Source organism: Polaribacter huanghezhanensis (assembly GCF_030444335.1).
Taxonomy (GTDB): Bacteria; Bacteroidota; Bacteroidia; order Flavobacteriales; family Flavobacteriaceae; genus Polaribacter; species Polaribacter huanghezhanensis.
On sequence record NZ_CP128595.1, the window covers coordinates 377,173 to 401,728 of the forward strand.

Annotated in this window: 24 protein-coding genes; 14 read left to right on the forward strand and 10 right to left on the reverse strand. The window is 30.2% G+C overall.

What is annotated here, in order from left to right; genetic code table 11:
* Window positions 1-162: 162 nt before the first annotated feature.
* Both tig and KCTC32516_RS01815 read right to left on the reverse strand, forming a co-directional pair.
* On the reverse strand, window positions 163-1,485 hold the full coding sequence (gene tig / locus KCTC32516_RS01810) for a trigger factor (protein WP_301401634.1): 1,323 nt from the start codon (window positions 1,483-1,485) through the stop codon (window positions 163-165).
* Between the two features lie 94 nt (window positions 1,486-1,579).
* Entirely contained in the window at window positions 1,580-1,930 is a 351-nt protein-coding gene (locus KCTC32516_RS01815) for a phage holin family protein (RefSeq protein WP_301401635.1), read from the reverse strand.
* A gap of 153 nt (window positions 1,931-2,083) precedes the next feature.
* Here KCTC32516_RS01815 and KCTC32516_RS01820 point away from each other — a divergent pair, with 153 nt between their 5' ends.
* Window positions 2,084-2,311, forward strand: coding sequence for a hypothetical protein (locus tag KCTC32516_RS01820; protein WP_301401636.1), 228 nt, complete (start codon window positions 2,084-2,086; stop codon window positions 2,309-2,311).
* An 11-nt stretch (window positions 2,312-2,322) separates the two neighbouring features.
* On the opposite strand, the gene KCTC32516_RS01825 is transcribed toward KCTC32516_RS01820, so the two are convergent.
* Together KCTC32516_RS01825 and KCTC32516_RS01830 are read right to left on the reverse strand one after the other, a co-directional pair.
* Window positions 2,323-3,099 carry an alpha/beta fold hydrolase gene (locus tag KCTC32516_RS01825; RefSeq protein WP_301401637.1) on the reverse strand — a complete coding sequence of 259 codons (777 nt, stop codon included), beginning with the start codon at window positions 3,097-3,099 and terminating at the stop codon, window positions 2,323-2,325.
* 90 nt (window positions 3,100-3,189) lie between these two features.
* Window positions 3,190-3,912 (reverse strand): pyridoxine 5'-phosphate synthase, encoded by a 723-nt coding sequence (locus KCTC32516_RS01830; protein ID WP_301401638.1) that lies wholly within the window; start codon window positions 3,910-3,912, stop codon window positions 3,190-3,192.
* A 73-nt stretch (window positions 3,913-3,985) separates the two neighbouring features.
* Here KCTC32516_RS01830 and KCTC32516_RS01835 point away from each other — a divergent pair, with 73 nt between their 5' ends.
* The 8 genes from KCTC32516_RS01835 to murI all read left to right on the forward strand — a co-directional run bounded on the left by KCTC32516_RS01835 (window position 3,986) and on the right by murI (window position 11,812).
* A complete protein-coding gene (locus tag KCTC32516_RS01835) occupies window positions 3,986-4,642 on the forward strand; it encodes a CBS domain-containing protein (RefSeq protein WP_301401639.1) in 657 nt (218 codons plus the stop codon).
* A gap of 3 nt (window positions 4,643-4,645) precedes the next feature.
* Window positions 4,646-5,548: an NAD kinase gene (locus KCTC32516_RS01840; protein WP_301401640.1), complete on the forward strand. Its 903-nt coding sequence runs from the start codon at window positions 4,646-4,648 to the stop codon at window positions 5,546-5,548.
* 102 nt (window positions 5,549-5,650) lie between these two features.
* Complete coding sequence (gene porG, locus KCTC32516_RS01845) at window positions 5,651-6,328, forward strand: type IX secretion system protein PorG (protein ID WP_301401641.1); 678 nt, start codon at window positions 5,651-5,653, stop codon at window positions 6,326-6,328.
* Between the two features lie 3 nt (window positions 6,329-6,331).
* The gene (uppS, locus tag KCTC32516_RS01850; RefSeq protein ID WP_301401642.1) at window positions 6,332-7,084 is read left to right on the forward strand and encodes an undecaprenyl pyrophosphate synthase; all 753 of its coding nucleotides are present in this window, start codon (window positions 6,332-6,334) and stop codon (window positions 7,082-7,084) included.
* A complete protein-coding gene (gene bamA, locus KCTC32516_RS01855; protein WP_301401643.1) occupies window positions 7,077-9,602 on the forward strand; it encodes an outer membrane protein assembly factor BamA in 2,526 nt (841 codons plus the stop codon). The genes uppS and bamA overlap by 8 nt, the downstream gene beginning before the upstream one ends.
* A 68-nt stretch (window positions 9,603-9,670) precedes the next feature.
* Window positions 9,671-10,405, forward strand: a complete 735-nt coding sequence (locus tag KCTC32516_RS01860) for an OmpH/Skp family outer membrane protein (RefSeq protein WP_301401644.1) — start codon at window positions 9,671-9,673, stop codon at window positions 10,403-10,405.
* Window positions 10,406-10,438: 33 nt separating this feature from the next.
* Window positions 10,439-10,948, forward strand: a complete 510-nt coding sequence (locus tag KCTC32516_RS01865; RefSeq protein ID WP_301401645.1) for an OmpH/Skp family outer membrane protein — start codon at window positions 10,439-10,441, stop codon at window positions 10,946-10,948.
* 69 nt (window positions 10,949-11,017) lie between these two features.
* Entirely contained in the window at window positions 11,018-11,812 is a 795-nt protein-coding gene (gene murI, locus KCTC32516_RS01870; RefSeq protein ID WP_301401646.1) for a glutamate racemase, read from the forward strand.
* Window position 11,813: 1 nt separating this feature from the next.
* Here murI and KCTC32516_RS01875 read toward each other — a convergent pair whose 3' ends face one another.
* Window positions 11,814-12,776 (reverse strand): PorP/SprF family type IX secretion system membrane protein, encoded by a 963-nt coding sequence (locus tag KCTC32516_RS01875; RefSeq protein WP_301401647.1) that lies wholly within the window; start codon window positions 12,774-12,776, stop codon window positions 11,814-11,816.
* A gap of 170 nt (window positions 12,777-12,946) precedes the next feature.
* Here KCTC32516_RS01875 and KCTC32516_RS01880 point away from each other — a divergent pair, with 170 nt between their 5' ends.
* The 4 genes from KCTC32516_RS01880 to KCTC32516_RS01895 all read left to right on the forward strand — a co-directional run bounded on the left by KCTC32516_RS01880 (window position 12,947) and on the right by KCTC32516_RS01895 (window position 17,644).
* Window positions 12,947-13,960 (forward strand): M20/M25/M40 family metallo-hydrolase, encoded by a 1,014-nt coding sequence (locus KCTC32516_RS01880; protein WP_301401648.1) that lies wholly within the window; start codon window positions 12,947-12,949, stop codon window positions 13,958-13,960.
* A 5-nt stretch (window positions 13,961-13,965) separates the two neighbouring features.
* The gene (locus tag KCTC32516_RS01885; RefSeq protein WP_301401649.1) at window positions 13,966-15,750 is read left to right on the forward strand and encodes an Ig-like domain-containing protein; all 1,785 of its coding nucleotides are present in this window, start codon (window positions 13,966-13,968) and stop codon (window positions 15,748-15,750) included.
* 30 nt (window positions 15,751-15,780) lie between these two features.
* Window positions 15,781-16,653 (forward strand): PorP/SprF family type IX secretion system membrane protein, encoded by an 873-nt coding sequence (locus tag KCTC32516_RS01890; protein ID WP_301401650.1) that lies wholly within the window; start codon window positions 15,781-15,783, stop codon window positions 16,651-16,653.
* Window positions 16,654-16,783: 130 nt separating this feature from the next.
* Window positions 16,784-17,644, forward strand: a complete 861-nt coding sequence (locus KCTC32516_RS01895) for a mechanosensitive ion channel family protein (RefSeq protein WP_301401651.1) — start codon at window positions 16,784-16,786, stop codon at window positions 17,642-17,644.
* Between the two features lie 655 nt (window positions 17,645-18,299).
* Here the strand turns inward: KCTC32516_RS01895 and KCTC32516_RS01900 are convergent.
* Window positions 18,300-19,745 carry a radical SAM protein gene (locus KCTC32516_RS01900; RefSeq protein WP_301401652.1) on the reverse strand — a complete coding sequence of 482 codons (1,446 nt, stop codon included), beginning with the start codon at window positions 19,743-19,745 and terminating at the stop codon, window positions 18,300-18,302.
* A gap of 60 nt (window positions 19,746-19,805) precedes the next feature.
* On the opposite strand from KCTC32516_RS01900, the gene KCTC32516_RS01905 reads away from it, so the two are divergent.
* Window positions 19,806-19,967, forward strand: a complete 162-nt coding sequence (locus tag KCTC32516_RS01905) for a hypothetical protein (protein WP_301401653.1) — start codon at window positions 19,806-19,808, stop codon at window positions 19,965-19,967.
* A gap of 416 nt (window positions 19,968-20,383) precedes the next feature.
* On the opposite strand, the gene KCTC32516_RS01910 is transcribed toward KCTC32516_RS01905, so the two are convergent.
* From KCTC32516_RS01910 to mqo, 4 genes are all read right to left on the reverse strand, one after another.
* On the reverse strand, window positions 20,384-21,142 hold the full coding sequence (locus KCTC32516_RS01910; RefSeq protein WP_301401654.1) for a COG4705 family protein: 759 nt from the start codon (window positions 21,140-21,142) through the stop codon (window positions 20,384-20,386).
* A 390-nt stretch (window positions 21,143-21,532) separates the two neighbouring features.
* Window positions 21,533-22,303: a patatin-like phospholipase family protein gene (locus KCTC32516_RS01915; RefSeq protein ID WP_301401655.1), complete on the reverse strand. Its 771-nt coding sequence runs from the start codon at window positions 22,301-22,303 to the stop codon at window positions 21,533-21,535.
* Window positions 22,296-23,006 (reverse strand): DUF1003 domain-containing protein, encoded by a 711-nt coding sequence (locus KCTC32516_RS01920; RefSeq protein ID WP_301401656.1) that lies wholly within the window; start codon window positions 23,004-23,006, stop codon window positions 22,296-22,298. The genes KCTC32516_RS01915 and KCTC32516_RS01920 overlap by 8 nt, the downstream gene beginning before the upstream one ends.
* A gap of 61 nt (window positions 23,007-23,067) precedes the next feature.
* On the reverse strand, window positions 23,068-24,555 hold the full coding sequence (gene mqo, locus KCTC32516_RS01925; RefSeq protein WP_301401657.1) for a malate dehydrogenase (quinone): 1,488 nt from the start codon (window positions 24,553-24,555) through the stop codon (window positions 23,068-23,070).
* Window position 24,556: the final 1 nt, after the last annotated feature.

Here is a 24,556-nt window from a genome sequence, read left to right on the forward strand (position 1 = left end):
TTTTTAAATGTTTTGAACTGCAAAGATAAGAACTATAAAGTTAATATTTTGTTACAGTTGATGGCTAAAAAAACCTGAACTTTTGAATTCAGGTTTTTAGTTATTAATGTTTCTTTACTTTACAAAAACAGCAGAGTGAGATACAAAAACAGTTGAAAACTGTTACTTATAAACTTCTTTGATAAAGTCTTCGTAGGTAACTTCTTTTGTTTTAAATGTGATGTTTTCTTTATAGAAAGTCAACAATTTATGAGAAATTAATTGCTCTTGTAAACGCTTCGCTTCGTCTTGGTTTCCTAAGATTCTTGCTGCAATATCGTCCAATTCTTTTTCTTCTGGATTCATATTACCAAATTGTGCCATTTGCGTTCTGATAAATCCTTTTGCATAGTCAACCAATTCTGCATAATCTAATTTGATGTCATTATCTTTCATCACCTTTCCTTCGATCAATTGATAACGCAATCCTTTTTCTGATTTCGCAAATTCTTCAGCAGCTTCTTCAGCAGTCATTTCTTTTTCTCCTGCTGTAGCCAACCATTTTTGCAAAAATTCTTTAGGTAAGTCAAACTTTGTGTTTTCTACTAAATATTCAGTTACTGCATTTAATAATTGTTGATCTCCTTGTGCTAAGAACTGCTTTTCTGCATCTTCTTTAATTCTGTTTCTTACTTCTGTAACAGATTTTACATCACCATTTGGAAATAATTTATCAAACAATTCTTGATCTAATTCTGCTAATTCTGTAACTGTAATTTCTTCAATAGTAAAAGAAATTGCAATGTCTAAACCATGAATTTCATCGTGAGACAAACCTAAAGTTCCTTCTAATTTATGATCATCAGAAAACAAACCTTTTGTTTTTAATTCTAAAACATCTCCAACTTTAGCGCCCACAAACTTTTTTAAGCTTGATTTTCCTTTAAGGTCAGCTAAAGCGATGGTAGATTTTTTATTGATTTCTTTTTCTTCGTTTACAAAAGTTCCGGTTACGTTTGCATTTTCTGTCACTGCATCTACAGTATTCATTTTTCCGTAACGAGATTGTAAATTTTCTACTTCTTTATCAATTAAAGCATCATCTGCAACAATATTGTATTGAGTGATTTTCTTTTTTGCTGATAAATCTACTGTAAATTCTGGAGCTAATCCTAGCTCGAACTCAAAAGAAAAAGTTTCTGTATCCCAAGAAAAATTATCTTGAACTCTAGGCAATGGATTTCCTAAAATATCTAATTTTTCTTCGGTTAAAAATTTATTTAAAGATTCTTGTAGTAATTTGTTAACCTCATCTATCATGATAGATTTTCCGTATTGTTTTTTTACCATTCCCATTGGCACATGCCCTTTTCTAAATCCTGGAATGTCTGCTTTTTTACGGTAATCTTGTAATACTTCTGCTACTTTAGTTTGATAGTCTTCTGCAACAATATCAACTTTAACAACTGCATTTAATGCATCTACGTTTTCTTTGGTAATATTCATAATATAAAATTATAATCTTAAAAAATTGGCTGCAAAATTAGTGATTTTTACCAACTCTGCAAAGGTTTAAATACTTCTATTTCAGTTAAATTGATTATTCTTCTTTTTTGTCTTTGATCAATTTAAATAAAGCTGATCTAAACACAGAAAGTAAAATACTAAACAATAATGCAGAGAAAAAACTCGACACTAAAAATCCGCCAACCAAATGAGCTGCTAGTAAAATGATGATTGCATTTATCACAAACAAAAACAAGCCAAGCGTTACTATTGTTGCTGGCAATGTAAAAAAGATTAAAAGCGGACGAACAAACATATTTAATATGGCAATTGCAAACGCAACCCAAATTGCAGTTACATAATTTGCAACTTCTACTCCGGGTAAAATTGCAGCTAATACAAAAACAGCAATCGCTGTAAGTAATACTTTTAGAAGAAAATTCATTTTTAACTGTTTTAATTTAAATGAGTTGTACGAAAAGTACGCCAAAGTTATTTTACTGATAAAACGGCAGCTAATCTTAGTTTAAGTTGTAAAAAATGAAACATTCTGTCAGTTCTTTAACGATAAGGTTGTACTTTGCACAAAACAAATATCATGAAAAAAATAGTTAAGATTACACTTATTTGCTTTTTAGCTTTATCTATGACAGGTTGCGCAACTCTTCTTGGCGGCCCAGTTACTCAACATCAAAAAACAAAACCTTTACCAGGGCAACCACAAAGAGAAGTTCGAGTTTTGGCTTTAATTGCAGATATTGTGTTGTTTTTACCGGGAACAATTGTTGATTTTGCAACTGGAGCAATTTACAGACCAAGGCAATAATATTTTTGCTATTAAAGTTTCAAAAAACTTCCAACAGCATTTAAAAAATCTGTAGGATTTTCGGCATGCAACCAATGTCCTGCATTTTTTATGGTAACAATTTTATGATTCGGAAAATGCGCCTTAATTATAGGTTCCTCATCGGAAGTAATATACTCAGAATTTTCGCCTTTTAAGAATAAGGTTTCTCCTTCAAAAATAGTAAAAGAAGGCAAAGCTACTCCAACTTCATCATTATTTTCTGTTAAAGAAGGCAAGTTAAAACGGAAATCTAATTTTCCTTTTTCTTTCCAATAGATGTTTTGTGCTAAAAATTGACGAACTCCAACTTCTGGAATTTTCTCTGTAAGCTTTTCATCTACCAAAGCTCTAGAAGTTTGCTTTGTAAAATCAATAGAATTTAACGCGTCTAAAATCTCTTGATGATGTGGTTTGTACCCTCTTGGAGAGATATCTGCAACCATTAATTTATCAACCAATCCTGGATATTCTACTGCAAATAACATGACTGTTTTTCCGCCCATAGAATGCCCTAAAAGATGTACTTTTTCTAATTGATAATGCTGCATATAATTGTGCAAATCTTCCACCATTAATTCGTAATCAAATGCATCTGCATGAAAACTACGTCCATGATTTCTTTGATCTATTAAATGAACTTGAAACGAATCTGACAATTTGTTTCCAATTGTTTTCCAATTATCACCATTGCCAAAATAACCGTGTAAAATCAACAGCGGTTTTCCTTCTCCAAGAATTCTGGAATGTAAGATTAGATTGTTAGACATTTCTATTAGACTGTTAGATTGTTAGAGTTTTTAATTGTTAAAGAGGTCTCGACTCCGCTCGACCTGACATTATTCTTTCTACTTTAGCCCTTAACCTTTAGACTTTAATCTGTCCAAATACATATTTACCACATTTTCTAATCCTAAATACAATGATTTAGAAATTAGCGCGTGTCCAATAGAAACTTCTGCTAAATTTGGGATGTTTTCTTTAAAAAACTTTATGTTCTCTAAACTTAAATCATGTCCTGCATTGATTCCCATTCCTAGATTGTGCGCTAAAACTGCAGCATCAGTATATGGTTTTATGGCATTTTTATTTCCTAAATCAAACTGAGTAGCAAATTCTTCTGTATACAGTTCTATTCGGTCTGCTCCTGTTTTTGCCGCTGCTTCAATCAACTTTAAATCTGTATCAATAAAAATTGAAGTTCTAATTCCTGCCTTTTTAAATTCAGAAATCACTTCTTGTAAAAAAGATTGATTTTTAATGGTATCCCAACCAGCATTAGAGGTCAACGTATCAACACTATCTGGAACCAACGTTACTTGTGTTGGTTTAATTTTTAACACCATTTCCATAAATTTCGGAATCGGATTTCCTTCAATATTGAATTCTGTTTTTACAATTTCTTTTAAATCATACGCATCTTGATACCGAATATGACGTTCATCTGGTCGTGGATGAATGGTAATTCCTTCTGCACCATAAGATTCTATATCGCCAGTAACTTTTACAAGATTTGGAACATCTCCACCACGAGAATTACGCAACGTGGCAATTTTATTTACATTTACACTTAACTTTGTCATAATCTAAAACTAAACAACAAAAGTACAGATTTCATCAAAAAATATTAGCCTTTTTATCTTATATTCGTAACGTATGAATATTATAGAATACATATTAAATAATTTTAAGCCGCTAACAACACAAAGTACTGTTAGAGAAGCACTAAAGCTTTGCAAAACGTATCCAATTACGCACATTCCGGTTGTAGAAAATGCACGTTATGTTGGCTGCATTTCTCAAACTGATGTTTTAACGATAGATAATAAGGAAGAATTGCTAATTGAATCAATAGATATATTCGATCATTTTCAAACAGACAACAATGAATCTTTACTTGAACTATTAAAGATTTTTGCGGATAACGAAACCAATATTCTTCCTGCAGTTGCAAATCAAAAATACTTAGGCTATATTGATCTTAATGATGTTTTAGATACATTTTCTCAAACACCTTTTTTAAATACTGAAGGAGTTGTTTTGGTGATAGAAAAAAACTCTAAAGACTACTCAATGAGTGAAGTTTCTCAAATAATTGAGTCAAACAATGGAGTTGTTTTAGGATGTTACGAATCAAAAAGAACTAGTGATCAAGTGGAGGTTACACTTAAGGTCTCATCACAAGAAATCAATGAAATTATTCAAACTTTTAGACGTTATAATTACACCATTATAAGCGAACATAAAGACGATATTTATTTGGAAGAATTAAAAAACAGATCGGATTATCTACAAAAATTCTTAAATACCTAAGCAATGAAAAAAGTAGCAATTTACGGTCAATCTTACAACACAGCTTCAATTAAAGAAGTCTTGTTGTTGATTGCTATTTTACAAGAAAAAAACATTGTTCTCTTTTTTGAAAAAGAATTTTATGATCTTTTTCAGAAAGAGAATTTATTACCAAAAAAATATCCAACATTTTCTCATTTTAACGACTTAAACAACTCGTTTGATTTGTTTTTCACCATAGGTGGAGACGGAACTATTTTAAGATCTATAACGTATATCAGAAATTTAAATATCCCTGTTTTAGGAATTAACACAGGCAGGCTTGGGTTTTTAGCAACCATCCAAAAAGACGAAATAAAACAGGTAATAGAACAATTATTACTAAAAGAATATAAAATTCAAGAAAGAACACTTTTAAGTGTAAAAACAACTCCAAAAACTGATGCTCTTTCTGAAATTAATTTTGCTTTAAATGAAGTTACTGTCGCTAGAAAAAACACAACTTCTATGATTGGAGTTCAAACTTTTTTAGACGACGAGTATTTAACAAATTATTGGGCAGACGGATTGATTGTTTCTACTCCAACAGGTTCTACTGGATATTCTTTAAGCTGTAATGGCCCTGTCGTTTTACCAGATTCTAAAAGCTTAGTAATTACTCCAATTGCACCACACAACTTAAATGCGAGACCTCTAGTTATTTCAGAAAAAACAAAAATTAAACTGGAAGTTAGCGGAAGAGAAAATGAATTTTTAATGTCTTTAGATTCTCGTATCGCAACAATAAATGAGAATACTCAAATTTTTATCGAAAAGGCTCCATTTACAATCAAAACACTTGCACTCACCAATCAATCATTCTTAAAAACTTTAAGAAGTAAATTATTGTGGGGAGAAGACACAAGAAATGACTTTAAACATCCATAAAACACTACAATATTTATCTAAAATAATAGTTATTCAAAAAAGACAAGTTATTAACTTTATAAAGCAAATTGAATTAACTATATTTGCACGCTATTTTTTAAGATGAAGAAACAACTTTTAGCAATAGTATTTATTTGTGTTACAAGTATTTCATGGAGCCAAATAAATGAAATTGGAGTGTTTATCGGGGGAAGCAATTATATTGGAGATGTAGGAAGAACAACTTATATGTATCCGAACAACATTGCTGCTAGCCTTATTTATAAACACAATTTAAATCCAAGAATTGCTTTAAGAGGTACTTTAAGTTATTTACCAATTAGTGGTGATGATTCAAAATCGTCGAATGCAGTTAGGGTAAATAGGAATTTTAATTTTAAAAATTCAATTAAAGAAGTAGCAGTTGGGATTGAATATAATTTTTTTGAATATGATATGACTTCTGAAGACAAAATATACACACCGTATATTTTACTAGAAGTTGCTGCATTTGCTTATGATAGTGTTGAGTCTGAGATTACACCAGGACAATATAATTTAAAAACAAAAATTTCATATGCAATTCCATTTGGATTAGGATTTAAAGGGAAATTAGGAGACAATATTGGGTTTTCGTTAGAAACAAGAGTAAGATATACGTTTACAGATGATTTAGATTATACAACAAGTAACATACCATCATTAAATTTCGGAGGAAATTCTAACGACTGGTATATGTTTACTGGAATTTCTTTAGTGTATGCTTTTGGAAGACCCGCTTGTTATGCAGAGTTAAAATAATATATGGATAAAAAATTACACATTAATTTACAAAAAGTACCACAACATGTTGCTGTTATTATGGACGGCAATGGTCGCTGGGCTAAAAGTAAAGGAATGGAACGAATTTTTGGACATAGAAACGCCTTAACGTCGGTAAGAGAATCTATAGAAGCTGCTGCAGAAATTGGCGTAAAAGCTATTACATTGTACGCTTTCTCTACCGAAAATTGGAATCGCCCAAAAATGGAAGTAAATGCTTTAATGAAACTCTTAATTACATCATTAAAAAAAGAATTACCATCTTTTCAAGAAAACGGCGTTAAAGTAAATGCAATTGGAGATATTACTAGTTTGCCAAAAAAAGCGCAAAAAGTATTATCTGAAGTAATAAATGACACTAAAAACAATTCTAAAATAACATTAACTATGGCATTAAGTTATGGTTCTAGAGAGGAAATTGTTAATACTATCAAAAACATATCTAAAAAAGTTGTTAATAACGAACTTCAAATAGAAGAAATTGACGAAAAAGTTATTAATAATCATTTATATACATTTAATTTGCCCGATGTTGATTTAATGATTCGCACAAGTGGAGAACAACGCATCAGTAATTTTTTGCTTTGGCAAATGGCATATGCCGAATTATACTTTACAAGTATACTTTGGCCAGATTTTAGAAAAAGCGATTTTTTTGACGCAATAATTGAATATCAAAATAGAGAACGACGCTTTGGTAAAACAAGCGAACAAATTGAAACACCAAATGAGTAAATATACTATTGTAGTACTATTTTTATTAAGTTTTTTAACTGTAAATGTTAACGGACAAACCAATAATTCAACGGTTAAAGATACAATTCCCACAAAAGTACCTTATGTAAAAGGGCAAGAATATGTCTTAGGTGGAATTACAGTTACTGGTTTAAAAAAGTTTAGCGAAGAAACAGTAAAAATATTTACTGGTTTAAGAAATGGGCAACTTATTAAACTTCCTGGAGACAAACTTACCAGTGCTATTAAAAAATTATACGACAGTAAACAGTTTAGTGATGTTGATGTGTATTTAGCAAAGCTTGATGGAAATGTTGCTTACTTACAATTTAACGTAAAAGAATTACCACAGCTAAACTTAGTTACTTTTTCTGGAATTAAAAAAGCAAAAAGAAAAGAATTAAAAAAAGACACCGACCTTAAAAAAGGCGCAATGGTTACAGATAACCTAATTGTTACTTCTACCAATTATTTTAAAAAGAAATTTACAGACAAAGGGTTTTTAAAAACCAAAGTTTCTATAAATACTTCAAAAGATACTTCAGATATTAATGTTGTAAATATAGATGTTCATATAGACCGAGGAACTCGTATCAAAATTAAAGACATTTCTTTTAAAGGCAACAAAGAGTTTTCTGACAGTAAACTTAGAAAAGCAATGAGCAATACCAAAGAAAAAATGTTTGGTAGATTTTGGAAAACTTCTAAATATATAGAAGATAAATACAGAGAAGATTTAGAGAGTATTTTAGAGAAATATAGCAGACAGGGATTTAGAGACGCTCGAATTATAAGTGATAAATTAATCTGGAACGATGACAACACTATTAGTATAGAAATTGAAGTTGAAGAGGGTAAACAATACTATTTTAGTAACATTAATTATGTAGGAAATAAAAACTTTACAGTTGATCAATTATCAAGAATTCTTGGCATTGACAAAGGAGATGTTTATAATGGAACCGTTTTAAAAGAACGAATTAAAGGAGATAACACACCTAGTTCTCAAGATTTACAAACGTTGTATCATAACAATGGATATCTTTTTGCTTCTGTAGATGCAGTTGAAACAAAAGTTGTAAACGATTCTATTACTGTAGAAATTAGAATTCGAGAAGACGAACAAGCGACAATAAAAAGAGTTACCGTTATTGGAAACGAAAAAACAAACGACCACGTTATTTACAGAGAACTAAGAGTAAAACCAGGAGATTTATTTAGTCGTGCAGCTATTATCAGATCTATTAGAGAAATTGGTCAATTAGGGTTTTTTGATACTAATGTTACTCCTGATGTAAAACCAGATTGGCAAAATAAAACTGCAGATATTGATTTTACCGTTACAGAAAAAGGGGGAAGCCAAATAGAACTACAAGGTGGTTATGGTGGTGGAGCATTTATTGGAACACTTGGATTATCTTTTAATAATTTTGCTATCAGAAATTTATTTAAAAAAGAAGCATACAGACCTTTACCAACCGGAGATGGTCAAAAATTATCGCTCCGATTACAAGCAAGTAGAACCTATAGCACCTATAGCTTTTCATTTACAGAGCCTTGGTTAGGAGGTAAAAAACCACAATCGTTTTCGTTTTCAATTTACAACTCAAATCAATATCAATATGATTATACAACTGGAATTGTAGATAAGAATAAAAATTTAAGTATTGTAGGAGTTACTTTAGGCTTAGGAAAAAGATTACAATGGCCTGATGATTATTTTCAACTTTCACAATCTATAAGCTACCAGAATTTTAGTTTAAATAATTACGGATTTAGAGTTGGTACAAATTTTTTAAACAATGGTAATTTAAATAATTTATCCTACGAAATTAAATTAATTAGAAATTCAGCTGGGCCATCATTAATATTTCCTACTTATGGATCTGAATTTAGTATTGGTGCTAAATTAACCTTTCCATACTCTTTAGTAAATGGAAAAGATTATTCTAATATAAGTTTGGCTGAAAAGTACAAATGGATGGAATATTATAAATTAAGTTTTAAAGGAAAATGGTACACTGCTTTTACTGACAAACTTGTTTTAATGATGAACGCTGAAGGTGGATTTCTAGGGAATTACAGTAATAAAGTTGGTGCAACACCTTTTGAAAGATTTTTTGTTGGTGGAGATGGATTAGCAGCATATCAATTAGATGGTAGAGAAACTGTTGGATTAAGAGGATATCAAAACAGTCAATTATCTTCTATTGAGGGAGGAACCATATATAATAAATTCCAATTAGAGTTACGATATTCTATTACAGATAAACCCTCTGCTTCTATTTACACTTTAGGGTTTTTAGAAGCTGGAAATTCTTATGACAATTTTAGCAGTTATAATCCGTTTCAATTAAAAAGATCTGCCGGTATTGGAGTTCGTGTTTTTATGCCTGCATTTGGTTTGTTAGGAATTGATTTTGCTCATGGATATGATTCATTACCAATTTATAACAACAAACCAAATGCACCGATATCTGGTTGGCAAACACATTTTATTATTGGAAGACAATTCTAAAAATTAAGTACTCAAATAAAAACGTATTCAATTTTTTGTGTGGTTTTTCAAAACAAAAACTATTAAAGATGAAAAAAATATTCGTATTAATCGTTCTTTTGTTTACAATACAAAATAGCAGTGCACAAAAAGGTCAAAACCTTGCATATATAGATATGGAATACATTTTAGAAAATGTTCCTGAATATGTAACTGCACAAAACAATTTAAATGCTAAAATTGAGAAATGGAAAAGTAATTTATCTAAATTAGAAAGACACATAGAAGTACTAAAAACAGATTTAGCAAACGAAAAAGCAATCTTAACAAAAGATTTAATTGAAGAAAGAGAAGAAGACATCACCATTAAAAAAGAAGAATTTGCAAGATTAGAGTCTTTATATTTTGGACCACAAGGAGATTTATTCTTCTTAAGAAAGCAATTGGTAAAGCCAATACAAGATTTAGTTTACAATTCTGTTCAAAGTATTGCTAAAAGAAAAAAATATGACTTTGTTTTAGATAAATCTAGCGAATTAGTGATGCTATATTCAAATAAAAAATACGATATTAGCGAACTCGTTTTAGCAAGCATCGTTAAAGATCGAAAAATTAAAACTTCTAAAAATAATATTACTGCTAAGAAAACTGCAGTTCAAAAAAAATTAGAAGAGATAAAACAGGCTAGACTTAAGAAAATTGAAGCTCAGAAAAAAGCAATACAAGCTAAACGAGATGCAAAAATAAAAGAAAGAGATGCTAAGAGAAAATTACTTTTAGACAAAAAGAATGCTGCAAAAAAGAAAAATAAAAAGAATAATTAATTAAAGAATAAATTAAAATTAAAACAAGGAGAAATGAAACAATTTAAAAAGTTATTATTAATAGCTGTATTTATGTTAGGTGTAGGAGGAGTTGCCAATGCACAAAAAATCGGACATATAGACACGTCAAAACTGGTGCAAAATATGCCAGATACTAAAAAAGCAAACTCTGAGCTAGAAAAGATTCAAAAAACTTATAAAGATGACATTGAGGCTAATATAAAAGCATATCAAACGAAAGCACAACGATATGCCGCTGAAGAAAAAACACAAACTCCAGAAACTAATGCTAGAAGAAAAGCTGAATTACAAAGTGATGCAGCAAAGATTCAACAAGCACAAGAAATTGCGACTCAAGAGTTAAGAAAAAAAGAAGTTGAGTTGAAAAACCCAATTTACGAAAAAGCTCAAAAAGCAATTCAAGAAGTTGCCAATGCAAAGGGGTTAATATATGTGTTTAATTCTGCACCTGGAGGAGGATTAATTATCTTTGAAAAAGGTACAGATATTTACGATGCAGTAAAAGCTAAATTAGGGTTCTAAAAAACTACCTTAATTATAAATCAAAAAAAACCTACTTTACTAAGTAGGTTTTTTTATTTTTGTTAAGATATGAATGCAGCTTCTAAACAACCTATTGGCATCTTTGATTCTGGTATTGGCGGAACTTCTATTTGGAAAAAAATACACCAGTTTTTACCAAATGAAAACACCATCTATTTAGCAGATAGTAAAAATGCGCCTTATGGTCAAAAATCAGAAAATAAAATTCTTGAATTATCTATAAAAAATACAGAATTTTTATTAAACAAAAACTGTAAACTAATTGTTGTTGCTTGTAATACAGCCACAACAAATGCCATTGAATATTTAAGAGAACATTATGCTGTTCCTTTTATAGGAATTGAGCCTGCGATAAAACCTGCAGCTATAAATACCAAAACAAAGAATATTGGCATTTTAGCCACAAAAGGAACCTTAAATAGTCGTTTATTTACAACAACATCAAACACCATCAATCAAGAAGTTTTTATTAGAGAGCAAGTTGGTGAAGGATTGGTGGAGTTGATTGAAGATGGACAATTAGTTTCTACAAAAATGACTCATTTATTAACCAATCATTTACATAAATTACTAAAATACAATATTGATTACTTGGTTTTGGGCTGTACTCATTATCCATATTTAATCCCTCAAATCCAAAAAATAATAGGAACTGACATAACCATTATAGACTCTGGTTTGGCTGTTGCAAAACAAACCAAAAAAATTTTAGAAGAAAATAATTTATTAAATACTCAAAACTTAAAAACCAAGCATTTTTTCTTTACAAATAAAACGACAAAAGTGTTAGAGTTTGTTTTAGGACACAATCAAAACTGCATCATTGAAAAGCTAAACTTTTAGCTTAAAAAGAAGCGTTGATATTAGGGCAAGCAGCAGCTCTCTGTCTTTTACAAAAAACATTGATTCCTAAAGTAATTTGATGATAACCAGTATCAGAAAAAACGATATTTCCCAGCTGTTTTGTGTATGTGTAAGAAATCATCATTTGATTGTAGTTGATGCCTACAATCGGAGAAAGATAGGTTAAGTTTTCTATAGCCCCTTTATCAAAACTTCTTCTATAAGATAATCCTGCCCAAATCTGAGCGCTGTCAAGATTTTTATACGCTTTAATATTAAAATCTGCAATTGCTTCGCCTGTTCCTTCTCGCAATTGTAACATAAAAGAAGGCTCTAAGTTTACAACATTTCTATACTCAAAATAATAACCAGCACTAAAAATATAATTCCTTAAATCTAACGGTTCTAAACTATTATTTAAATTATTTTTAGCCGAAAGTAATAAGTTTTTTACTGTAAAGTAAGATGAAAAGCCAGCTCTGTGATACGCAACACTAAAATCTGCATTAAAATAACTTGTGCTTTCTATTAATTGCTGCACTGCTCTATCTCCAAAAAAAGTTCTTTGATCCGATTGATTTTGAACCACTGTTCCCGAAAGACCAAACGACAATTGTTCAAAAATACTTCCATCACCAACATCTAAATGATATGCATAAGTAGCTTGAATTCCTTTTTGAGAATGATAGCCATTTTTATCATTAAAAGCAACAAAACCCATTGCGGCTTTTTCTCCAAATTTATTGTGAAAACTAAATGTTTGTAATTCTGGAGCATTAGCAACACCTTGCCATTGTTTTCTTCCTGTAATTCTAACTTTACCGCAAGTTCCAATTCCTGCTGCCGAAGGATGAATTAAAAATATATTATCAGATAAATAATCAGAATAGATTGGTAAGGTTTCTTGACCTACGACAGATAAAGAACTAAAAATGAAAAAAAGAAAAATGATTGCTCTTTGCAAAGTATCTTATTTAATTGTTTTTAAGCTTTCAAATATAGTATATTCAGTTAACGATACCATTTTTTAACCAAAAATAATACTGACAAAGTTAATTCTAATTAAAAAAAGTGTCTTTAATTTTTATAATTCTTTATCTTTAGACACTAATCAACAACAAAACTGTTAATCATATGAAAATTAAAATTGCTTTTTTTGCTGTATTTTTTACTTTTCTTTTTATTGGATGCACTTCAAACGAGTCAAAAAAAACGAATCAATTAAATGCCGTTTCTACTGCAGATAACATTAAAATTGATGAAGCTCAATTGTTAAATAATATAAAAATATTAGCAAGCGATTCTTTAGAAGGAAGAAGTTTTTCTAAGCCAGGTAATTATAAAGCGCAGCAATTAATTGCCAATGAATTTAAAAGATTACAATTGGAAACAGCTTTAGATAGTGGTTATATTCAAAAATTTACAACTACTTATAAAGGCGTAAAAAGACAACGAATGTTTCCTATAAACGGAAAAGAAAAAAACGATGCAAACGTTCCTGACACAACTGTTGTTGGCGGAAATGTTGTAAGTATGATTAAAGGAAAATCTGACAAAATAATTGTTATTACAGGCCATCATGATCATTTAGGAATTAGAAACGGAAAAATATATAATGGCGCAGATGATGATGCTTCTGGTACTGCTGCAGTAATTGCAATTGCAAATTATTTTAAAGATAAAACACCAAATCATACCTTGGTTTTTGCAACTGTTGATGCTGAAGAAGCTGGAATGCATGGCTCGGCTTATTTGGTGAAAAACTTTCCTTTAGGAAAAGAAAATATCGTTTTAAATATTAATCTGGATATGATTGCGCACAACGACAAAAACGAATTGTATGCGTGTGGTCTGTATCATTATCCGCAGTTAAAAGAACCTTTAACGACGATAAAAACTTCGATTAATTTATTATCTGGACATGATAATCCGAACGATAAAACAATACAAAACTGGACAAACTCTTCAGATCATAGATCTTTTCATAAAGAGAAAATCCCTTTTATTTATTTTGGGGTAGAAGATCATAAAGATTATCACAAAGACACTGACACTTTTGAAAATATAAATCAACAGTTTTATGTAGAAGCTGTAAAATTAATTATTCAATCTATAGAAAATTACGACACGTATTTGAAAACAAACTAGTATTTATGAAAAAAGCTACTATTAATTTTTTATTATTATTTGCGGTTTTATTTTTTAGCTATAGTTATAGTCAAAATAGCACGTTAATAAACCATAATTCTCCATTTGAAAATTCTCTTCAAAATAAAAATACGGCTTCAAATCCAACAGTTACCATAACAGGTTCTCGCATAAACTACACCCCTTCTCCATTTACAGCTATATTTACATTTTCAGAAAATATTCAAAATTTTTCTTTAAGCGATGTTGTTGTTAGCAATGCAACTACAGGTGTTTTTAACAAAATTAATGAAAGCAAATACACCGCTTTAATTACACCAATTTCTGACGGAATTGTTACTGTTGATGTTCCTGCAAATTCTTTGCAAGATTTAGCTAATAATGACAATTTAGCTAGCAATACTTTTAGCATAATCTATGACACAACCAAACCAACTGTTGTTATTACTTCTGACACGCCGAACCCAACAAATGCTGCAAGTTTTGTTGCTACATTCACATTTTCTGAAGACGTAGCAGACTTTGATGAAACTTATTTTTCGTTGACAAATGCTAATTATAGTAATTTTGTTTATATAAATGACGCCCTTTTTAAAGTAACAATCACTCCTATTGCAGACGGAACAGTAAGTATAACTATTCCTGAAAATGAAATAGAAGACAATGCAGGAAATGGAATTGTTGCTGCTCAATTTTCAATAAATGTTGATAGGACAAAACCAACCACTACAATTACCTGTACAGTTTCTAATCAAACAAATGCTGCATTTACAACAACAATTACGTTTTCTGAAGATATTACTGGTTTTGACATCAATGATATTACGCTCGGCAATGCAACAGCCTCTAATTTTGTTGCTACAAGCGCAACACTATATTCAGCTTTAATTACACCAACTGCAGACGGAATTGTAACCGTTGATGTTTCAAATGATGTTGCAAATGATGCCGCAACAAACGGAAATATTGCTGCAACTCAATTTAGCATAACTTATGATGCGACAAAACCAACTACTCCATCAATTTTATCTGTAGATAGTTATACATGTGCTAGAGACAATACAACAACTGCAGATAACACATTGGTTTTTAACGGAGAATCAGAGCCAAATTCTCAGATAGAAGTTTTTGTAAATACCATTTCTGTTGGAGTTACAACGGCAATTGCAAACGGAACATGGAGTTTTGATTATACTTCTGTTACACTTCCAGACGCAACATATTCTATAACTGCAAAAGCGACCGATACTGCAAATAATGTAAGTGATCTTTCATCAATATTTACAATTAAAGTAAGTACCGTTGATACAGACGGAGATTTGATTCCAGATTTTTGTGATGATGACGATGATAATGATGGTGTTTTAGACGATGCTGATAATAGTTACTTACCTAATCCAGGGCAAGAAGATACCGATGGTGACGGTATTGCTGATGTTGAAGAAGATTGTGATAACGATGGAATTATCAACTATTACGATACCGATGTTGCTACGTGTCAGAATGCAATTGTTATGAAACAAAAATACGGTTTCTCTCCAAATGGAGATGGAATTAATGAAACTTGGGTCATCGAAGATATATTATTATACCCAAACAATATAGTGCATATTTACAATCGATCTGGAAAATTAGTGTATCAAATGAAAGGCTATAACAATTCTTTTAACGGGTTTTCTAATAAGGTAAATAGCAGTAAAAGATTACCTGTTGGTGCTTATTATTTTACAATAGAATTTAACACGCCAAATTCTAAACCTGCAAAAGGTTGGATATATATTAATTACTAAAAAAGTTGCAGAAGATTTAAAATTAGAAGAATGAAAAAAATTATATACATAGTACTCTTATGTTGTTTTGCTCAAATTAGTTTTGCCCAACAAGATGCAAATTTCACGTTATATAATTATAATATGAATATTATAAACCCTGCTTATGCTGGTAGTACTTCTTTTAAAGAAATAAGTTTAAATTACAGAAGTCAATGGGTTGGCATAAATGATGCTCCAAATACACAAGCTCTTTCGTATTCTTCTCCTTTAAAAAACAATTTAGGTATTGGTATTTCAATTGTTAGAGATCAAGTTTTTGTATTGCAAGAAACAGATATTGCATTAGATATTTCCTACAAAATAAAGGTATCAGAAACATACGACATTTACTTTGGTGTAAAAGCTGGAGGATCCATAATAAATATTGATTTAAATAAAGCTGGCGCAAATGGAAGCGATCCTTTGTTTAGTGAAAACCAAAGCTTTTTTAATCCTCTATTTGGTGCTGGAGTTTATTTAAAACACAACGATTTTTATTTGAGCATTTCTACTCCAAATTTTTTAAACGGAAAAAGATATGTGAAACAAGGAAATGCCCCAAAAGCAGCAGTAGATAATTTGCATATGTATTATGGGTTTGGATATCATTTTAAAGTGTCCGAAGAGTTTAAAATTACTCCAGGAATTATGTATCGAAATACAGAAGGTGCGCCGTCATCAGTAGATATTAATACTACATTACAATTTAAAACGATAGATGCAGGAATGAATTATAGAATAGATGAAATGTATTCTGTTTTTACCATGTTTACTATTATAGAAAATGTAAAATTTGGTGCCGCTTACGATTTTACCACTTCTAAAGTTAACCAAATAAACGACAACGGTTCTATGGAAGTATTCCTGAAATTTTATCTTTAATAAATATGCTTATCTTATTTGTAAACGATTAATATATTCCATATCAAAAAAAATATCCAAATAGAAGCTACTACTAAATGCAACAATAATATTAGTTTATCCTGTCTGAAAGAATAGTTATATAAAAAACATGATCCATAAATATTTCACAGAATTTAGAACCGAAAGCATGATTGTCGTTATTATTCTTTCAACAATTTTTATTGCAACCCTTTTTAACTGGCTGATGCATCGTTTGGTTAAAAAATCGCTTATTGAACATCACAAAGATTTAACAGGTTATCTTTTTATAAAGCACATTATTACAGCTTTAATATACATCATTGGATTAGCATTTGCATTGGTTCAAATTCCAGAATTTAAAATTGTCGGACATTCTCTTTTAGCTGGAGCAGGTGTGCTTTCATTAATTGCTGGGTTAGCTTCTCAACAAGCCTTAAGTAATGTTATGAGTGGTATTCTGATTGTAATTTTTAAGCCTTTTAGAATTAATGATAAAATTACCCTTAGAGGCACTTTTACTGGAGTTGTTGAAGACATAAATCTGCGTCAAGTTGTAATTCGTGATTTTGAGAACAATCGAATTATTATTCCAAATTCGGTAATTAGTAGTGATTTATTAGTAAATGCACATTTAGGTGACAACCGATGTTGTAAATTTATTGACATTGGTATTGGGTACAGCTCTAATACCGAACGTGCTCTTGAAATAATGAAAGAAGAGGTTTTAAGTCATCCATTACATATTGATAATCGCACACAAGAAGATATAGACAAAGGTGTTCCTCCTGTAATTGCAAGAGTAACTGCATTAGGTGATTCTGCTGTTAACTTAAGAGTTGCTGCATGGGCTAAAGATAGTTCAGATGCTTATGGGTTATATTGTGATCTGCTACAAAGTATCAAAAACCGTTTTGACAACGAAGGTATTGAAATTCCTTTTCCACAACGATCGGTAACATTAAACAATCCGAACATAAATATAAAATAGAAAGCATTCTAAAAAGAAAATTAAAATACTGTTTCATCCTCTGCAATGGTGGGTACAGTTAAATAAACACCAGTTAATGCTATTGTGAAATAGCTAATAAATTATAGTGTTGATAAATTACAAGCTCTTTTTACCCTGTTTAATATCATTAAAAATATAAAACTGGCACTATTTACACTTTCACAACTTCAAAAACCAACCAGATAAACGATAATGGTTCAATGGAAGTACTCTTAAAGTTTTTATTTTAATTGATTAGAACATTTTCTTGACAATTAATATCAATTAAATATAAAGAGCAGGATTAGTTAAAAAAACTATACTTATTATCAAAGCCTATGCCTTCCTTAGAACCTATTATTACATTTAAAATTAAAAGTCTAAAAAATTATATCATACATTAATTGCATTTTACTCAACATGAAGCCAACAATTTACTCTATAAATTGATCCTCCTTTTTTAGGGGAGCATTTCTATTAAAAACAACTTAATCCATAGCTTTTTATCCTTTACAAGAAATAGGTCTGTTTAAGGTAATACAAATTAAATAGTAGTCGCAATAGTTCTCTAGAAGAAATAATAAAAATTTAATTTCATCTCTATCACCAAAATAAAGTCTGTTTTCTTAAATAACACATAAATATAAATAGATGGTTAAATCATTTTAGCAGTCGTATCATCAATAAGAATTTCGCTTTCCAAAAACTCGAATAACATTGTACTCCTTTTAATTCCAGTTAACCTAACTTCATGGAGTGTATTTCCAAGTTTTGAATCCCATACTGTTTTAACTTTTACTCCATTATTTGTATAACCATACAAAGAACCCTTTCTTATTTTGTTTTCAAATAAAACAAACTTCTCTTTACCAAGTTGACTTTCATAAAAAGTATGGAGTTTTATTTTAGACAATCCTATAAGAGCATTTTTTCTTTTATTACAGACAGATTTTGGTACAGCATCTTTTTTTAATGTACCAAATGCTTTAGTTCCAACTTTAGCTGTATAAACGGTTGTTCTAATATAAGAGACATCTGCTTCTTGTAAAAACCGAACTGTTTCATTAAACAACGCATCAGTCTCACCAGGAAAACCAACAAGAATTTCCACAATTATGTACGCATCTGGCATTAACCTCTTTATATTGATAAATAATTCTTTATAAGGCTTTAAAGGAAATGGGCGATTCATCTTTTTTAACATTTCATCACTTGCACTATCCATTCTAATATTAAAATATGGAGAAATTCTTTTAGAGTTTTTTATAAATCTCAATGTTCTTTCACTAAACATTGGAGTCGTTATAGATAAAAAAGTAAATCTGCTAATATCTCCAATTTTATCAAGTTCATTAAGTAAATCATAAAAGCTGTGAAGATGTTTTAAACCCCCATTCTCTCCAGTACCATAATCTCCTATGTTGTCACCAATTAAAAAAACATCTTTTATTCCTTCTAATGCCATGCTCTCTGCATTTGCAAGTATATTTTTTAATGTATCACTTTTAGAAGATCCTTTTCTTGAAGGAATTGGACAATATGCACATTCGTGATCACATCCTTCTTGTATTTTTAATGAAACGGACGTTTTCTCTTTAGAAAATTTAGACAAATACCCATTAGCTCTTGCTTTTACGATAAACCAAGCTAAAAAAAGATAAAACATCAACGTTAAAAACATTTCCACAGCTTCATATCGAGGAATATACTCTGTAATATAAAAATGATGAGAAATAAGTACTATCATACCTATAGCTGAGTATTTAGAAACAGGTACAGAAAGTATATTTCTTTTGTACAATAACAAAACTGCTAAAAAATTTGTTACTACCGTTAATGAATAAGCATAATAAATCCACTTAGAAGATCCATTCAAAATTACTCTTGTGTATTTTGGTAAAAAATCTAGCAAAAAATCTATTTGAATAAATCTAGTGGCACCTAAAACGAAAAGGGATATGGAAAGAAAAAGAGCTATAAAAGTTACTACTTTAAATGTAATTTTGTTAAAAAAATAAGAATTCATGAAATTAGGAGGTTTATTTTGTAAATATATTAAAATAAAACACAAAAGCAAACCGAATTTTTTAATTATACTCAATTCGCTTTTTTTTTTAAATTTCAGTCATTGAAAGATTTTAAACAATTAATATTTACGCTTTTGAAAAAAAACAAAATTTCCTTTACCATTAATAGAAACTTTACTTTTAATGGTTCAATTGGCAGGTCGTTTAACAAGCCTCCATCAACAGAAAGCCTCTCTTTTATTTTAATAGGCTTAAAAAGTATTGGCACTAAATTGGTTAGAACAATTATTAAATAAACGTAATTAGTCCATGTAGGAGATTCATCTAGAATCTCTCTTGTGGTTTTTGGTAAAAAATTAAGAAAAAAAATCAATTTGAAAAAATCAACCGACTCCCCAAAAAAGGAAAAGTAAACTCAGACAAATTGCAAAAAAGCAGTAATTCTAAACGAACTCAGGTATTTAATTCTTAAATAAGAAAACATAATAACGGGGGATTAATAAGCACAAATATAATTAAAACGACTAAGCAAATTTCTTAAATGTATCTATTAAGAAAACTTCAAATTATAAATTTACATGGATTTAAAATGTAAACAACAAATTAAACATCTCTATATCATAATCATATCTTTAACTTTTAATAAAAATAGAAATTGGTTTTTTTAAAAAAATACTCCTTAAATTTAAAATAATAGCAATAAACAATACAATTAGTTAACGACCTTTCTATTGGCACCCGATTTTACTGTTAAAAATGAGACTGCTGCTATTATTATTACAAAAAAGATAATATTTATGCTTGCTACCGAGACTCCCAATCCACCGTCTTTTGCTGGTTGAATAAATAAATCTCCTAATGAAGCACCAATAGGTCTTGTAACAATAAACGCGATCCAAAAAGCCAAAACGGCATTTATAATTTTGGTATAATATAAAATACCTGCTAAAATAAAAATAGAACCAAAAATAATTAAAGAGTATAAATAACCAACTTTCAAATATTCTGATACAGTATCTCCAACACCTGTTCCTAAAGCAAATGTTGTTAATACAATTATCCAATAAAATTTTTCTCGTGTATCATTATTTACAGCGTGTATTGATAATGTATGCTCTTTCTTGTACCACAAGAAAAATAACAAAACCATTGCAATCGTAAAAATCACATCTAACGTTAATAATGAGACACTAAATTTTTCCACCAAGAAATCAGTAATTAGCGTGCCTTCTATACTCATCATTACAATTAATAACCAATAAGAAGGTGGGAAGTATTTTTTTTGTTTAAAATTCCAAACAACTACAATAATGGTTATTACCCCCATTAAAATAGCAGTTGTTGACAGCCCTAATTTTAGATTTACCGAAACATAATCTGCAGCAGTTTCTCCGACTGTTGTAGAAATAATTTTAATAACCCAAAATAACATACCTAAACTAGCAACTCTATTTATTAACTCTTTATTCATAATTTGATGTATTTAATTAATAATTAATTTAATTTGGAATTCTAAAAATACTACAATTTATGAATAAAACAGTACTCTTTTTAAACTACTCACACAGTATTCTTTTTAGCTTATTCTTTTAATTAACAGATAAATAAGTGTCAGATACTTCAATAGGGTACTAGCTGGTTCTATTACGAATTCTAACTTATTATTATTTTATCATTTAATAGCATTTCCCTAAAATACCTTTCTTAAGGGTATGGTTAACTGAGTATTTAATTTTTACTCGATATACTGAATTGAGGTAGGATGATTTGAGGGAATCATTTCAACATTCTTTCTTTTTATATTAGACAATAAAGGTATCGCTATTTTAAAACAATAGCTGTTCACAAAATAGTTAAAACATTACTTTTTACTTTGAATTGCGCTTTTTATATCTTTAATTTTTAGCAGTGTTGCTTCATATCCAATATCAAAAAGCTCTTGTGATTTCTTCAAATCAAACATACTATACTTATAGGATTGTTCTAATTCAATCGCAACATCGCATTGAGCAATTCTAGGCGCAATATTACCCCAAATACTCATTTGAGAAACACGTTCTGCTATTGCCATAATACCAATTATTTCTTTTCTAAAATCGTTTGGGCACACATTTACTCCAATAATTTTTAATTTTTTTTCTTTTAGTGGCTCAATTGGCAGGTCGTTTAACAAACCTCCATCAACATAAAGACTCTCTTTTATTTTAATAGGCTTAAAAAGAATAGGCACTGCACAAGATGCTAAAATAAGAGGTATTAACTCTCCTTTATCTAAAATCTCTCCTCTTCCGCTATTGATATTAGAAATAGAAACATGCAAAGGAATCTTTAAATCTTCTATATTTTTTTGGTGAATATGGTGTTTCAAGAAGTTTTGAAGACGCATCATATTTGTTAATTCTTTTTTAAGGAATCCTATTCTAAAAATCTTAAGAAACTCTTTTTCTTTACTTAATTTTAAAATCTCTAAAGGTGTATATCCAGCACAATACAATGCCGCTATTAAAGCTCCAGCACTTGCTCCTGAGAAACAGGAAGGATATATTCCATTTTCGTTTAACGCTTGTAAAACGCCAATATGAGCTGCTCCCCTAGCTCCACCTCCAGAAAGCACAACGCCAATATTATTCATTCTTCTTTGTATTAATTTGCTTCATTATATCTTCCATCATTTCTACTTGTACCTTTTGAATGTTTAATAATTCTTGTTGTTGATGGATAATAAGATGGTCTAGTTTTTCATGTAACGTTCTTATTTCTAACTCTGCTTTTAAGTTTATCATATAATCTTGCTGGGCACGATCTCTATCTTTTTCTTCTTGTCTGTTTTGACTCATCATAATTACAGGAGCTTGGAATGCTGCTAAACATGATAAAATTAAATTCAATAAAATAAAAGGGTAAGGATCATAGCCTTTGTTTGCAAGCAATACAATATTTGCGGTAATCCAAAGAAAAATGATGACTGAAAACAAAATAATAAATTTCCAGCTTCCACCAAAAGAGGCTACTTTATCTGCTAAACGCTGCCCAAAATTACTTTTAACATCATTGTTTTTAAGTAATAAATTATCAGAAATGAGCCCTTGCTTTTCAATACTTTGCAATACATCTTCCTCTAAATTTGAAAGTTCTCCTGCTTCTTTTATCAAATACGTTTCAAGATACTTTTGCCTATAATAATTTAATTCCGAAATAGAGATTGTACTGTTCTTTGTAAACTTGGGATATTCACTTTTAATAAGATTAAAAATTGAGAGCCTAATCGTTTTTCCTAAAATCATTTCAGATTTCGGGAATTCATTAGCGGATAAATTGCTTTTAAATGTTTCCATTGTTATACGTTTAATAAATCTAATTGAGTAGAAATTGAGATTGTACTAATTTAATGTTTTTTCATTTTAATTGAAGTGATTTTTCAGCCTTTTTAAGTTGCTTTTTAAAGAACTCTTCTGTAACCTCCTTATTCCAAAATGGAATTATTTCATTCAATCTACTCTTTACTTCTTCAGAATTGAGTATTTCTGGAAATGCTTTTTGCAATACATCTAACATAATTTTTACAGATGTTGATGCGCCCGGTGAAGCCCCCAGCAAACAAGTAATTTTACCATCCTTACTGCTTACTACTTCTGTTCCAAATTCTAATTTACCTCCTTCAAATTCGTCTTTTTTTATAGTTTGTACTCGTTGCCCAGCGATAAGTATTTCCCAATCTGCCTCTTTTGCATCTTTTATAAAAGTCCGTAAGGCATTCATTCTATCTTCAAAAGACATGCTTACTTGTTTTATCAAGTAGTTGGTTAGTGGTAAATTATGCCAAAAAACGCCCCACATTGCATGTAGATTATTCAGCTTAATAGACTTAATTAGATCTAAATTAGAACCTTCTTTTAAAAACTTTGGACTAAATCCTGCAAAAGGACCAAATAACAATTCTTTTTTTCCATCAATAAAACGTGTATCTAAATGAGGTACAGACATTGGCGGATCTCCAAGTCCTGCTTTGCTATATACTTTAGCATTGTGTTGGTTTATAATTTCTCTATTTTTACAGACCAACCACTCGCCACTTATAGGAAAACCTCCATAATTTTCCTTTTCTTCTATTTCAATTTTTTGCAACAACAAAAGGCTTCCACCTCCAGCACCAATAAAAACATGCTTTGCTTCTAAATGTTCTATTTGTGCTGTTTTAGTATCTTTTACTTTTACAGACCAATCTAAATTTGAATCTGGATCCACATCTAAAACTTCTTTATGGCATTGTACTTTAGTCTCAAATTCTTCACTTAAGATTTGATACAGTTGCTGGGTAAGCGCTCCATAATTTACTTCAGTACCACGTTCTATTCTAGAAGCAGCCATTTGTTCCTCTTTGGTTCTCTTGTGCATTATTAATGGAAACCACTGTTTCATTTGATCAACATCCTTCGTAAAATGTATGGTGTTAAACATAAAGTGTTGTTTCATGGCTTGATAACGTTTTTCAAGATATGCGACATTCTCTGACCCAACCACCCAACTGTGGTGCGGTACCTTGGTAATAAAAGAAGCTGGGTTTTTAATGAGTTTTTTTTCAACTAAATACGACCAGAACTGTTTAGACGTTTCAAACTGTGTGCAAATGTCAATTGCTTTTTCAATATGAACATTGCCTTTTTCATCTGCAGGAGTATAGTTTAATTCACACAAAGCAGAATGACCTGTACCTGCATTATTCCATGTTGCAGAACTTTCTTGAGCTACATCATCTAAACGTTCTAAAATCAAGACTTTTAATTCTGGCTTTAGAATTTTAGTTAACAAAGCAAGAGTGGCACTCATGATACCACCACCTACACATATTAAATCATACGCTTCTATATCTTTCGTTTTTTTCATT